The organism is Acinetobacter sp. 70_2, assembly GCF_056736115.1.
The window spans coordinates 231,981-246,295 of record NZ_JBWZIP010000015.1; the positions used below are offsets into that span (position 1 = coordinate 231,981).

Annotated in this window: 11 protein-coding genes; 7 read left to right on the forward strand and 4 right to left on the reverse strand. The window is 38.9% G+C overall.

Going from position 1 to position 14,315, the window contains the following annotated elements; all coding sequences use genetic code 11:
• Positions 1-63: 63 nt before the first annotated feature.
• Entirely contained in the window at positions 64-2,901 is a 2,838-nt protein-coding gene (gene rapA / locus AC1PJ9_RS10140) for an RNA polymerase-associated protein RapA (protein ID WP_311069384.1), read from the forward strand.
• Between the two features lie 55 nt (positions 2,902-2,956).
• On the opposite strand, the gene AC1PJ9_RS10145 is transcribed toward rapA, so the two are convergent.
• Together AC1PJ9_RS10145 and fabR are read right to left on the reverse strand one after the other, a co-directional pair.
• Positions 2,957-3,973 carry an AI-2E family transporter gene (locus tag AC1PJ9_RS10145; protein WP_263614318.1) on the reverse strand — a complete coding sequence of 339 codons (1,017 nt, stop codon included), beginning with the start codon at positions 3,971-3,973 and terminating at the stop codon, positions 2,957-2,959.
• 168 nt (positions 3,974-4,141) lie between these two features.
• Complete coding sequence (gene fabR, locus AC1PJ9_RS10150; protein ID WP_002052794.1) at positions 4,142-4,837, reverse strand: HTH-type transcriptional repressor FabR; 696 nt, start codon at positions 4,835-4,837, stop codon at positions 4,142-4,144.
• 140 nt (positions 4,838-4,977) lie between these two features.
• Here fabR and AC1PJ9_RS10155 point away from each other — a divergent pair, with 140 nt between their 5' ends.
• Together AC1PJ9_RS10155 and AC1PJ9_RS10160 are read left to right on the forward strand one after the other, a co-directional pair.
• On the forward strand, positions 4,978-6,048 hold the full coding sequence (locus tag AC1PJ9_RS10155; protein WP_311069382.1) for a ferredoxin reductase: 1,071 nt from the start codon (positions 4,978-4,980) through the stop codon (positions 6,046-6,048).
• A gap of 12 nt (positions 6,049-6,060) precedes the next feature.
• Positions 6,061-7,155: a fatty acid desaturase family protein gene (locus AC1PJ9_RS10160; RefSeq protein WP_263614317.1), complete on the forward strand. Its 1,095-nt coding sequence runs from the start codon at positions 6,061-6,063 to the stop codon at positions 7,153-7,155.
• A gap of 32 nt (positions 7,156-7,187) precedes the next feature.
• Here the strand turns inward: AC1PJ9_RS10160 and AC1PJ9_RS10165 are convergent, their stop codons facing one another.
• Entirely contained in the window at positions 7,188-7,652 is a 465-nt protein-coding gene (locus AC1PJ9_RS10165) for a hotdog fold domain-containing protein (RefSeq protein ID WP_263614316.1), read from the reverse strand.
• Between the two features lie 118 nt (positions 7,653-7,770).
• Between AC1PJ9_RS10165 and AC1PJ9_RS10170 the strand changes: the two genes are divergently transcribed.
• A complete protein-coding gene (locus tag AC1PJ9_RS10170; protein ID WP_311069381.1) occupies positions 7,771-8,403 on the forward strand; it encodes a TetR/AcrR family transcriptional regulator in 633 nt (210 codons plus the stop codon).
• Positions 8,404-8,459: 56 nt separating this feature from the next.
• Here the strand turns inward: AC1PJ9_RS10170 and AC1PJ9_RS10175 are convergent, their stop codons facing one another.
• Positions 8,460-9,161 carry an SIMPL domain-containing protein gene (locus tag AC1PJ9_RS10175; RefSeq protein WP_212511058.1) on the reverse strand — a complete coding sequence of 234 codons (702 nt, stop codon included), beginning with the start codon at positions 9,159-9,161 and terminating at the stop codon, positions 8,460-8,462.
• Between the two features lie 466 nt (positions 9,162-9,627).
• Between AC1PJ9_RS10175 and AC1PJ9_RS10180 the strand changes: the two genes are divergently transcribed.
• The 3 genes from AC1PJ9_RS10180 (at position 9,628) to AC1PJ9_RS10190 (ending at position 14,253) form a co-directional block, all read left to right on the forward strand.
• Positions 9,628-11,001 carry a diaminobutyrate--2-oxoglutarate transaminase gene (locus AC1PJ9_RS10180; protein ID WP_263614313.1) on the forward strand — a complete coding sequence of 458 codons (1,374 nt, stop codon included), beginning with the start codon at positions 9,628-9,630 and terminating at the stop codon, positions 10,999-11,001.
• A gap of 2 nt (positions 11,002-11,003) precedes the next feature.
• A complete protein-coding gene (locus AC1PJ9_RS10185; protein WP_174723061.1) occupies positions 11,004-12,536 on the forward strand; it encodes a pyridoxal phosphate-dependent decarboxylase family protein in 1,533 nt (510 codons plus the stop codon).
• A 286-nt stretch (positions 12,537-12,822) separates the two neighbouring features.
• Positions 12,823-14,253 carry an aldehyde dehydrogenase family protein gene (locus AC1PJ9_RS10190; protein WP_311069378.1) on the forward strand — a complete coding sequence of 477 codons (1,431 nt, stop codon included), beginning with the start codon at positions 12,823-12,825 and terminating at the stop codon, positions 14,251-14,253.
• Positions 14,254-14,315 lie beyond the last annotated feature (62 nt).

Here is a 14,315-nt window from a genome sequence, read left to right on the forward strand (position 1 = left end):
TAAAAAGATGCAAAAATAAGCTAATTTGCATCGTACAATATGTAGTGCGAACTTGAGAAAAAGGTGGAAAAATTGCAGCAGTATGCTATTGGTCAACGTTGGCTATCAGATACAGAGACTGAGCTCGGTTTAGGCGTTCTTATTGATGTAGATGAAAGATCTGTCAGCATTTTATTCCCCAAAAGTGATGAAACGCGTGTCTATGCACGTAATAACGCACCGCTATCTCGCATCATCTTTAACACAAATGATGAAGTCCAAGATCAAGAAGGCCAGAAGTGGATTGTTGAGTCGGTTGAAGACCGTCATGGTGTTTTGCGTTATAACGTCGTTCGTACTTTAGAAAATGGTGAACAAGAACGAAAAGCGCTCAATGAAACTCGTATTGGTGCACAAATTCAGTTATCAAAACCTTTAGATCGTTTGCTGGCAAGCCAGATCGATTATAAAGAGTGGTATGACTTACGCATTGAAGCAATGCTCATGCAATCGCAAATGCAAACCAGTCCTTTACGCGGCTTGGTCGGTGCACGTGTAGGTTTAATCCCGCATCAACTTTATATTGCGCATGAAGTCGGTAAACGTTTCGCACCACGTGTTTTACTTGCCGATGAAGTAGGTTTAGGTAAAACAATTGAAGCTGGTTTAATTATCCACCAACAGCTTAAAACTGGCCGCTCTGAACGTATCCTCATTTTAGTCCCTGATTCACTGCAATATCAGTGGATGATTGAAATGCGTCGCCGTTTCAACTTGCAATTTTCTCTGTTCGACTTAACCCGTACTGCATCTATTAAAGAACATGATCCAGAGCTTAACCCGTTCTTGACTGAGCAATGCATTATTGCCAGCGTAGATTTGATGGTGGACCATGATGATTTACGTGAGCAAGCATTAGAAGCTGGTTTCGATTTACTTGTAGTCGATGAAGCGCATCACTTAATGTGGAGTGAAGAAGAAGGCGGCAACGATCGTTACGACTTGGTTGAAGAACTTGCTGAAAATACAGCGGGTGTATTATTGCTTACAGCAACACCTGAACAGCTTGGTGTAGAGAGTCACTTTGCACGCTTACGTTTGTTAGACCCTCAGCGTTTTAGCAGTTTAGAGCGTTTCTTAGATGAAGAAGCGCAATATCAGCAAACTGCTCAAGTTGCAGAAGTGCTTATGTCGGATGAACCTTTAACTCAAGAGCATTTAACTGCTTTAGAAGGTTTATTGGGTCATTCAATTGAAGATCAGCCTGAACAACGTTTCAGAGCGATTCATGAACTGTTAGACCGTCACGGTACAGGTCGTATTTTATTCCGTAATACGCGTGAAGCGATTCAAGGCTTCCCAGGCCGTGATTGCCAACCAGCACCTTTGCCAGCGCCAGAAGATTGGTCAAAAGACGGTAAATTACGTGAGCAAATGTGGCCAGAAGAAGCACAACTTGATGGTTCTTGGATGCAAAATGACCCACGTGTGCCATGGTTAATGGAAATCTTGCGTAAAGAACTTAAGCATAAAAAGGTTCTTTTAATTGCACGTAGTGGTCCTGTTGTTGAATCTTTAGAAAGTGTACTTCGTTTGCATGCTGGTATTCGTACTGCAATGTTCCATGAAGGCATGAGTCTACTTGAGCGTGACCAAGCGGCTGCTTACTTTGCAGAAGAAAGTTATGGTGCTCAAATTCTACTATGTTCTGAAATTGGTTCAGAAGGTCGTAACTTCCAGTTTGCAAGTGATCTAATTTTATTTGATTTGCCTGCAAACCCAGACGTTTTAGAACAACGTATTGGTCGTTTAGACCGTATTGGTCAAGAAAACCGTATTCAAATTCATGTACCTTACTTAATGGGTACTGCTCAAGAGCGTATGTTCCGTTGGTACAACGAAGCGTTGAATATTTTCAGCAATATTTCTCCGACAGCTCAAACGCTGCAAGAAAACTTTATTGTTGAATTAAAAGACTGCTTACTTTCAGACCAAGGTCAAACCTTTGAAGATTTACTCGAAGAAGTCAATGTTCAACGTCAGGCTTTAGAAACAGAGTTACAAGCTGGTCGAGATCGCTTACTTGAATACAATTCATGTCGTCCTATCGTTGCACAAGAAATTGTTCAAGCTTTAGAAGACTACGATGACAACACAACATTACCTATGTTTGTGAAGCGTTTTATGTCTTCAACTAATATTGATTTTGATGAGCAAAGTAACGGTACTGTTATTATTCGTCCGACAGACCAAATGCAAGTGCAGGGTTTGGCATTAGATGAAGAAGGCATGACTGCCACGTTCTATCGTGATCAGGCGCAAATGCGTGAAGATGCTCAATATCTGACTTTAGAGCATCCGTTCATTGAAAGTGTCATGGAAATGATCCGTACACAATCATTTGGTAGTACTAATGTTGCTGTTCTTAAGTCAAATGCATTAAAGCAAGGTTCTGTATTACTTGAAGTTTGGTTTAAAGTTGATGTAGTTGCACCAAAAGCTTTGAACTTGCCATCAAGCTTGCCGAAACAGCTCATTCGCGTGTTGTTAAGTGAAAATGGTCAGGACTTATCTGAAAAGATTGATCCAACCATTTTAAAACCATATTTGCACCACTTAGATGGTAATAGCTGCCGCCAAGTGGTTAAAGCTCGCCGTGAAGTGATTGAAGAGCGCTATAGACAAGCGCTTGATATTGCTAAAGTCGGCTTGCCACAGCTTCAACAGCAGGCAAAAGAGCATTATGGTAGTAAATGGCAATACGAGATTGATCGTTTAACTTATTTAAAGCAGTTCAACCCAAGTATTCGTCAAGACGAAATTGAGCGCTTACAGAAGTTGCAAAAAGAAGGCTTGAGTTTGCTTGATGGTTTAACGGTAACTCCGGAAGCAATTCAAGTACTTGTGGTAGTTAAACCATAAGTATTGAATCATAAAAAAGCGCCGTTACGGCGCTTTTTTATTGAGTAAATTTTAATTAAATCATTCTGGCATCTTTTAGTTCTAGTTTTAAATAGGCATAAAAGATTGGCGCTGCAATCAGGCCGCCTAAACCGAAAATTGACTCAAAAATTAACATTGCCAATAAAATTTCCCATGCGTTGGCATTAATTTTATGACCAATAATTTTCGCGTTAATAAAATATTCTAACTTATGTACTAATACGAGGTAGAGCAGAGCAACACCTGCTAGGCCGAGTGAAACCGTAAGTGCAGCAATAAAAGTAAGCGTATTTGAAATTAAGTTGCCTAAAATTGGAATGAGACCAAACAAAAAAGTAAGAATGGTTAAGGTTTTGGCGAAAGGGAGATGAACACCCCAAATCGGCAATAGTACAAACGCAAATAAGATAAAGAGCAGTGTATTAATTGCTGAAATTTTAATTTGGGCAAAAACTACATTCCTAAAAGAAATTGATAATTTTTGAATGCGTTGAATGAGTAACGACTTAAAAATAGGCTGTGGTGTACGACGGTGAAAGCCATGAATCGCCACCAAAATACCAATAATAAGACCCATAATCATGGTTACAAAGTTATGTAAGATATCGGAACTGGCATTTTTTAATGTCGTCACGTTATCTTTCATAAACGCGAAAATTTCATCCTTTAGTTCTGTAACACTATCTGGAATATAACCTGGAAGGTATTTACCAATCTCAGTTTGTAAGTGTAATAGCGTTTGATCGACTTTATTGTTGATATTATGGATACCTACACCCTTTAAGTCATAAACGACAAAGCTAATTAAACTTGTAATGAAAAAGGCGATAAGTGAAACCGTGATAATACTTAATAAAATACTAATAAAAATGCGGGCTCTTTGACCATCAATATAACGTTCAACAATAGAGCTTAAACTAATAATAATTTCATAAATGAGAAAGCCAGCAAAAAAACTTGCTAAGAGATGCAAGGGGATAACCGAAAGCAAAAAAATGCCCATCAGAATATAGCTTGCAATCAGGCTTTGACGATTACTCAAACTTTGCATGTGAATCCCTAAATATCGTGGGGAAATATGGGTATGTATTGCTAGAATAATAATTACTTATACTCTTGCATGTTGGTTGCTTCAATCTGTGAATTATATTTTTATCAAGAAATAGGTATGTCTGTATAAAAAATGGCTTGTAAAATCACAAACCATTTTATGTTGAATTTATCGTATTTTTGCTTCGTCTAGATGACGGGCACCTTCTAAAATCATTCTGATCATGATCATGGTTTGTTCAGCGACTTCCGCACGTTGATGGACTGGAAGATCAATTACTTTAGCACCCATGTGAAATACCAGTTGCGTAATTGCTTTTGCAACAAGTTCTGGATGGTATAGATGGTTGTTATTTAAGCGCTCTAGACGGATTAAATCTTCTTGTAGCTCTTGCTGGAAAAAGTTGAGCTGACGGTCTACCGCAGCTTTATAAGAAGCTGAACCTGTAAAGCCTTCGCGTAACAATAGACTTAAATTACCTTCGTCTGCATCAAGCTGTTGAAGAAAAATTTCTACCGAACTACGAATAATGCTGTCTTGAAAAGATGCACGCAAACGAGCTTGACGAATAATCTTACGTAAAACGATACCAGCGCGGTCAATGAGTGAAATAGCTAATTCATCAATATCTTTAAAGTGGCGATAAAAGCTATTTGGTGCAATACCCGCTTCTCTCGCAACTTCACGTAAGCTTAATGAGGCGATACTTTTTTGTGGACCAATCAGGTTAAGTGCAGCCTGAAAAAGTTCGTCTTTCGTAATCGTCGCTTTTCTTCCAACAGAACGCGTTGCTGTTTTTATTTCAATGACATCTTGTGAAGAGGCTGTGTCATTTGGGCTCTGAGAAAGTGAGGTTTGGGTCATGCTTTTCAATATATTCTTAAACTGTCTGGATTATAGCGTTAGACAGGGAACTTGTGAAATTGTAATTAAAAGTACAGGTGTATATACAAATATATATACATGTGTATAATAATTAAAAAAGAGCGACAGAGCCCTCAGTTATGCAAGCAATCGAAAAGAGAAATTCTCTATTCAATTCATTAACACAAGCTGTATTTGATAAAGATATAGCGAGTTTCTGGCTACAAAAAATAAATCCTTTATGGTCTGTAAAGCACGGACTAGTTCAAATTGTAAAAAAAGAATTCGTAGCTCATGACACTGTGAGCCTTACTTTAAAATGCAACCGTTTGGTTAAAATGGGAGCAGCAGGTCAGCATCATCCAGTGATTGTTGAAATTGCAGGCCGCCGTTATGAACGTACTTATAGCTTGACGCAAGTAGACGCAGAGCACTTACGTTTAACCGTTAAAAAAGTTGCTGATGGTATTGTCAGTAACTGGTTCATTGCCGAAAGTAAAATTGGTGATATTTTTGAGCTTGGTCAGCCTTATGGTGATATGCAACAAAATATCCAGACACCGAAATTAATTATGTTGGCTGCGGGTAGTGGTATTACACCAATGTTGAGCTTAATTACAGCAATTAAGCAAAGCCAGCAGTTAGAAAAAGTACAGGTTCAGCTTTTATATTGGGTAAAACAGCGTTCTGATGCTGCTTTTACAGAGTATTTTGAACAAGTAGCAGAGCAAAATCCAAACTTCAGCTATCAAGTGTTTTACACACAAGAAACACCAAATGATGAGCGCTTAAATGTTGAACATCTTGCATTGGTTGATGATGTTGAAAACAGCACGGTCTACGCATGTGGTCCATCTGGTTTTGTTTCAACTGTCGAAGAGCTTTTTGAAAAGGCACCAGCCGTGCTTACTGAAGCATTTAGTTTAACCAATGAAAGCTCTGCAGATGATGTCGGTTATGTGAATGTCACATTAACACAGTCTAATAAAGTGATAGCAATTCCTAAGGGGCAATCGATTTTGGTGAGCCTAGAGCATGAAGGTGTTAAGCCAACACACGGTTGCCGTATGGGAATTTGTAATAAATGTGTTTGTAGTAAAACGCAAGGTTCTACACGTAACCTACTAAATGGTAGTCAAAATACAGAACCAAACCAGTTACTTAAAATTTGTGTGAACTCAGCACAATCCGATCTAGTTATTGATCTTTAAGAGAGACCTCTTATGAATATGCCAGTGAAAGTCGAATATTTTAAAAATCCTAAAAATCGCGATTTGACTCCAGCGGAACTTGAAGCATTTGCAAAAGAGCTTGATCAGATCAAACAAGAAGTATTGGATGATTTGGGTGAAAAAGACGCAAAATACATCCGCCGTGTTTATGCAGCAGTTCGCTATAGCGGTCTTTTAGGCCGTGCATGTCTATTTGCAGGTTGGTTCCCGCCAGCATGGATTTTAGGTACAGGTCTATTAGGCTTCTCTAAAATTATGGAGAACATGGAGCTCGGTCATAACGTGATGCACGGTCAGTATGACTGGATGAATGATCCTAAGTTTAATGGTCAAACTTATGAGTGGGACACAGTAGGTACATCGGATAACTGGCGACAAACGCATAACTATAAGCATCATACTTATACCAATATTAAAGGTATTGATGATGACATTGGTTATGGTTTACTTCGCTTATTCCCAGAGCAACGTTGGAAACCAGGTTTCTTGTTTCAACCGGTTTATAGTATTCCGTTTTGCTTATTGTTCCAGTGGGGCGTAGCAATCCAGAATCTTGAAATTGGTCGTGTTCTTTATAAACGTAAGACTAAAGCAAAATTTTTGGAAGAGTTAAAACCAGTGAATAAAAAGATTGGTAAACAACTTTTTAAAGACTATGTTTTCTTCCCACTCATTGCAGGACCTGCAGCATTACCTGTATTTACAGGAAACTTGGTTGCAAATGGTCTTCGTAATATTTGGACATTCAGTATTATTTTCTGTGGTCACTTCACAAAAGATGCAGAAGTGTTTCCAAAAACAGTTTTACAAGACGAAAGCCGCGGTCACTGGTATATGCGCCAAATTCGTGGTTCTTCTAACTTAACTGGTTCGGAAGCATTCCACATTTTATCTGGTCACTTAAGTCACCAAATTGAACACCACTTATTCCCAGATATTCCTGCTCGTCGTTATCGTCAAATGGCTCCAAAAGTTGAAGCAGTTTGTAAAAAATATGGTTTGAACTATAACAATGCTAGCTTTGTTAAACAGTTCGGCCAAGTGGTTGGGCGTATTGCAAAATATGCTTTCCCATTTAAAAAATAAGATAAAAAAGCCCTGAAATTTCAGGGCTTTTTTTATTTCTTTTTAGAAATCCACATTGTAATGACCGCATGAAATACTTTGTCTTTATGAGTGTCGTAAACATCTACACTTACTAAATATTCTCCTGCTTTTTCCCACTCATAATCAGTTTGTACAGGCGTCGCAATAGCGATGAGGTCTGTTTCAGCCTTTTTTAAATATTCAACGGTCATGCCTTTAGGAATCCAGCGGTGTGTAGAAGGGACGGTCACTTCTGTCATAGTACCACCTGCAAGTTCTGCCATATTGCACATGGCAATTGCATGGACTGTCCCAATATGGTTAAGAACAGAGCGCTTCTTCTTAATAGAAATTTCGCAATAGTTCGGTTTTAACTCAATAAAAAGAGGGGAAATGCTACCGAAATAGGGCGCTTTTAAGCACAGCATACGAGAGAATGTCCACTTTCCTTTAGGAAAAGCAGTCACTTTTTTCCAAAGTTCTAAGGTAGTTGGCATGATTTCACTTCCTATAATTTAAAATACAGAATATTATTCTGTTAAAGAATATAGTTCTGTTTACAAATAGGCGTCAAGTCATTCAAAATATCTCCGATGACTGGTCAGAGAATACAAAATGGTATCTGCTCAAAACTTATTAGAACGTTTGTATCCCGGAAGAAGGGCTGTTTTAAAACGACAAATATTGTTAGATGCTTTAGTCTGTTTTTTAGAGCATGGTATTGAAACGACCAGTATAGAAATGATTCGTGCCAAATCAGAAACGAGTGTTGGAGCGATTTATCACCATTTTAAAAATAAAGAGGGTATCGTCGCGGCATTATTTTTTTCAGCTTTAGATGACCAAACGGCTCTAAGAGATGAATACTTAAAACAGGCCAAAACGCTACAAGATGTGGTATTTGCTTTAATTCATAGTTATGTGGACTGGGTAAGTGAGCAGCCTGAATTTGCAAAATTTTTAAATTCAGCACGTTTTAACATGATGAAAGGTGAAGAACACCAGCAGCTCGTCCAAAGAAATAAGAACAGAAACCAAAATATATTTAGTCTGATTGCAAATTTTGAAGAATTTAAAGCTTTAAGTTTAATTCCAAATGAGCTTTTGCTTTCATTGGTCATTGGTTCTACAGAGAGCTATTGCCGTGCGTGGTTATCACAACGTGTAAAGTCCGACCCTAAAGTTTATAAAGATGTGTTAGCTAAAGCAGCGTGGAGTTCTTTGCAGGATTTACTTTTAGAACCTTAATATCGAACAATAAAAAAACCGCATTTTTATGCGGTTTTTTTAGTTTGAAAAATAAATTATTTAAACTGGATTGAACCGTTTGCATTTACGGTAATTTTAGACTCACCAGCAGCCATGTCTTGAGCTGGTGCCGCTTCAGCAGCAGCGAACTTGGCTAGGCTGGCACGCATAACAGGTTGAGGGAAGTAGTTGTTGGTATTCAAGTTCAGATTCACCAATGTGTATTGGCTTTTATTCCAAGCTTGAGTCAGCATTTGAGCACGTTGCTGGAAGCTTTTAGATGCTTCAACCATTAACTCATTTTCAACTTTTTTACGTTGCTCATCTGAAACACTAAAGTTAATTGATTGGGTTTGGAAGTTTTGCTGTAACTCATTAATCAATTGGCTTGCTGCTTTAAAATCTTTACTTTCTAAACGGATTTCTGCACGGCCACGCCATTCTTTTAACTTGTTACTGTCATTGTCATAAATTGGATAAGTGCTTTGAGCACCAGTTTCCACTTTTACTTGCGGGTATTTACGTGAAGTCGCAAGTGCTTGATTCATTAACTGGTTAATTTGATTTGAAAGTTCAGCAGGTTGTTTGTTACTTTTTTCAATATATAAAGTTGCATGCATTTCATCGTTAGATACCTGACGAGAAGCTTCAGCTTGTACATTTACAATATTGTAGTGAAGGGCGTTATCATCTTGGGCAAAAACCATAGGGCTGAGTACCGTACCAAGTAGAAGAGTAGATATTGCTAAAGTACGCATAAATTTATCCTTTAAAAATTAATATAAATTTAATTTTTTTCATTAAGAAATGTTAAACATAAGTTATGCATAACTTTTGCAGATTTTGTGGGGTATTTGTAATATTTAAATCAATTTTTTTAATTTTTGGTGCAAATAAAAGCTTTAAAAAATAAAAACTTAAAAATAAAGTATTTCAATGTAACTTAAAAAATCAAACTAATATAAAAAAAGAATATTTTCTTTAGGTTGTCACATAGTATGATGATAATTCATCATAACTATTGGGATAATACATTTTTTCAATAAGATTAGATGAGTAAAGTACACAAAAGACGTTTTTTTTCTTGCAAAATTAGGTATCATCGCGCTCCTAGTTACAAGATATAAAATATGTGTCTTCGCTAGTTCTATAAAGCACCGAGTCAAAGGACCAAAAGTCACCAGACTTATTTCTTTCTACCCTTATCAGAGATGGTAATCCGATATGAGCGTTACTTCTGTCAACCCTGCCACTAATGCTACCAACGAATATTATTTGACTCGCCAAAGTCAGATGGAATCGAATGTTCGTAGCTATCCACGTAAATTACCGTTAGCGATAGCGAAAGCACAAGGTTGCTGGGTTACTGATGTTGAAGGTACACAGTACCTTGATTGTTTAGCTGGGGCAGGTACATTGGCTTTAGGTCATAATCATCCTGCGGTGATTCAAAGTATTCAAGACACATTGGCAAGTGGTTTGCCATTGCATACTTTAGACTTAACCACACCTTTAAAAGATGCGTTTACTGAAGCGTTGTTAGCATATTTACCAGGCGGTAAAGAAGAGTACTGCTTACAGTTCTGTGGTCCTGCTGGTGCAGACGCGACTGAAGCAGCGGTTAAACTTGCTAAGACTTACACTGGTCGTAGTTCAGTAATCAGTTTCTCTGGTGGTTATCATGGGATGACCCATGGTTCACTTGCAATGACTGGTAACTTAAGTGCGAAAAACTCGGTTAATGGTTTAATGCCAGGCGTACAATTCATGCCATATCCGCATGAATATCGCTGTCCACTTGGTTTAGGTGGTGAAGCTGGTGTTGATGCTTTAACTTATTATTTTGAAAACTTTATTGAAGATGTTGAAAGCGGTGTAACTAAGCCTGCAGCTGTTATTCTTGAAGCAATTCAAGGTGAAGGCGGCGTTGTTACTGCTCCAGTAAAATGGTTGCAAAAAATCCGTGAAGTGACTGAAAAGCACAACATCGTTTTAATTTTAGACGAAGTTCAAGCTGGCTTTGCACGTTCAGGCAAAATGTTTGCATTCGAACATGCAGGTATTGAACCTGATGTTGTTGTAATGTCTAAAGCAGTAGGTGGTGGTTTACCACTTGCAGTATTAGGTATTAAACGTAAATTTGATGCTTGGCAGCCTGCTGGTCACACGGGTACTTTCCGTGGTAACCAACTTGCTATGGGTACTGGTCTTGTCGTATTAGAAACGATCAAGGGACAAAACCTTGCTCAAAATGCTCAAGAACGCGGTGATTTCTTACAAGCTGAATTGAAAAAATTAGCTACTGAATTCCCATGTATCGGTAACGTACGTGGCCGCGGTTTAATGATCGGCGTTGAAATCGTTGACGAGCGTAAACCTGCTGACCGTATCGGTTCTCATCCTGCTGACTCTCAGTTAGCGGCTGCGATCCAGACTGCTTGCTTTAACAACAAGTTATTGCTTGAAAAAGGCGGTCGTAACGGTACAGTAATTCGTTTACTTTGCCCGCTTATCATCACTCAAGACGAGTGTGTTGAAGTAATTGCCCGCTTCAAGAAAGCAATTGCAGAAGCATTGGTTGCAGTACGAGGCGCGTAAGAATGGTGGATTTTGCAGAACATCGTAAAGCGTTACTCTGCAATGATGCACAATCCATTGCTGACTATGAGTCAGCAATGGGCGAAGCGGTAAAAGCCGTTTCAGCATGGTTGCAAAATGAAAAAATGTACACAGGCGGTAGCATTAAAGAATTGCGTTCAGCAATTTCTTTCCAACCTTCAAAAGAGGGTATGGGTGTACAAGAATCACTTCAACGTATGATTGAGCTTTTCTTAAATAAAAGCTTGAAAGTACACCATCCACATTCATTAGCGCATTTACACTGCCCAACTATGGTGATGAGCCAAATTGCGGAAGTGTTAATCAATGCAACTAACCAGTCTATGGACTCATGGGATCAAAGCCCGGCAGGTTCATTAATGGAAGTTCAGCTTATTGATTGGTTGCGTCAAAAAGTAGGTTATGGTTCTGGTCAGGCTGGTGTTTTCACTTCTGGCGGTACTCAATCTAACTTGATGGGTGTATTGCTTGCTCGTGACTGGTGCATCTCGAAAAACTGGAAAGACGAAAACGGTAATCCGTGGTCTGTACAGCGTGATGGTATTCCAGCTGAGGCAATGAAAAACGTCAAAGTCATTTGTTCTGAAAATGCACATTTCTCTGTGCAAAAGAACATGGCAATGATGGGCATGGGCTTCCAGTCAGTTGTGACGGTTCCTGTGAATGAAAATGCACAGATGGATGTTGATGCTCTCGAAAAAACGATGGCACATCTTCAAGCTGAAGGTAAAGTTGTTGCTTGTGTTGTTGCGACAGCAGGTACAACCGATGCTGGTGCAATTGATCCATTGAAGAAAATTCGTGAAATCACAACGAAATATGGTTCATGGATGCACATCGATGCTGCATGGGGCGGTGCACTGATCTTGTCAAATGACTATCGTGCAATGCTTGATGGTATTGAGTTGTCTGATTCGATCACTCTCGATTTCCATAAGCATTATTTCCAAAGCATTAGCTGTGGCGCGTTCTTGTTGAAAGATGAAGCGAACTATCGTTTCATGCACTACGAAGCTGAATACCTGAACTCTGCTTATGACGAAGAACATGGTGTACCAAACCTTGTATCTAAGTCATTACAAACGACTCGTCGTTTTGATGCATTGAAATTGTGGATGACCATTGAATCACTAGGTGAAGACCTTTACGGTTCAATGATTGACCATGGTGTCAAACTTACTCGTGAAGTTGCAGATTACATCAAGGCAACTGAAGGTTTAGAGCTTTTAGTTGAACCACAATTTGCTTCTGTATTGTTCCGTGTTGTGCCACAAGGCTACCCAGTTGAGTTTATCGATAGCTTAAACCAAAACGTAGCAGACGAATTGTTTGCACGTGGTGAAGCAAATATCGGTGTAACAAAAGTGGGTAATGTACAGTCATTGAAGATGACAACATTAAGCCCTGTTGTAACATTCGAAAATGTTAAAAACCTTTTAGGTCAAGTATTGGCTGAAGCTGACCGCATTAAAGATGCAATTGCTTCTGGTAACTATGTACCACCAATCGACTAATTAAGTTGATAACAAAAAAAGCTCGGTTTATTGCCGGGCTTTTTTATTACATATTATTTTTATTAAAAGTGTGCATCGCAAGAGAATGAAATGCACAAAACATGCATATTTTCAAAAAACATAAATAATTATGCATGATTTATGGGGAGCAAATTTCTTATTGTATTGGTATGTTCCCGATATTTTGGGTCGCATTGATATATCAATATCGTACTCACTTTAAATAATCCCGCTTTAACTGAAAAAAGTAAGTGGCTGTAATTACAATTAAGACAAGGAAGAAGAAATGCAACAAGCGAATATGCTCAATGAATTTAAACTCATTATTGGCGGTCAACTTTGTTCAGGTGAACAAGGTGAACTAGAAATTCTTAACCCCGCTACTGGCTTAACTGCTGCACGTTGTGCAAAAGCATCGGTTGCGCAGGTAAACCAGGCAGTGAGTGCTGCTAAACAAGCATCTAAAGCTTGGCAACAAGTTTCACACGAAGAGCGTAAATCAATATTAAACAAGATTGCAGATGGCATTGAAAAGCACGCTGAAATGCTTGCAGAGTTGGTTGTGCTTGAACAGGGTAAGCCATTGGCACTTGCGCAAATGGAAGTGCAGGGTGCAATTGGTTGGACACGCTATGCCGCTGCAATGGATTTACCTGTAGAAGTTATTGAAGACAGTGAAACTAAGCGTATTGAGCGCCATCGCCAACCATTAGGTGTAGTGGCTTCAATTACGCCATGGAACTGGCCACTCATGATTGCGGTTTGGCATATCATGCCTGCTTTACGCGCAGGTAACGTTGTCATTAGTAAACCTTCTGAATACACACCATTATCGACTTTACGTTTATGTGAAATCATTCAGCAAGAAGTTCCTGCTGGTGTTATTTCAATTGTGGTTGGTGCTGGTGAGATTGGTGAAGCATTATCTTCTCATCCAGATGTACAAAAAGTTGTATTTACGGGATCAACTCGAACAGGTCAGCACATTATGGCTGGTGCAGCTCAGCAGTTAAAACACTTAACTTTAGAGTTGGGTGGTAATGATGCTGGTATTGTATTGCCAGATGCAAATATCGATGAAATTGCAGCCAATATTTTTAATATGGCGTTCTTAAACGCTGGTCAAACATGTGCAGCTTTAAAGCGTCTGTACGTGCATGAAAGCCAATATGAGGCTTTATCTCAAAAGTTAGCTGATATTGCCAATGCTCAAGTTGTGGGTGATGGTATGGCGTCTTCTACAACATTTGGTCCAGTACAAAACCAAATGCAATATAACAAGGTAAAAGCTCTTATTGCTGAAGCGATTGAACAGGGTGCAAAAGTACTTTCTGGACAACAACAAGTTCCAGATCAGGGTTACTTTATTGCGCCAACTATTTTGACTGAAGTTTCTGACTCTTGCCGCGTGGTACAAGAAGAGCAATTTGGTCCAGTGTTGCCTGTTTTAAAATATACCGATATCAACGATGCAATTGCCCGTGCCAATGACAGTGAGTTTGGTTTGGGTGGATCAATCTGGTCTTCCGATATTAAAGCTGCTCAAACTTATGCTACTCAGCTTCAATGTGGCACTGTTTGGATCAATACCCATGCAGAAGTCCTGCCTCATGCACCTTTTGGTGGCTGGAAAATGTCAGGCTTAGGTGCTGAGTTTGGCTTAGAAGGTTTACTTGAAAATACGATTGGACAAACGGTTCATATCAGTAAAGTCTAAATATTCATTTTAAGGCGGATCTAGTATCCGCCTTTTTATTTTTATCTATATGGGAGAAAAGC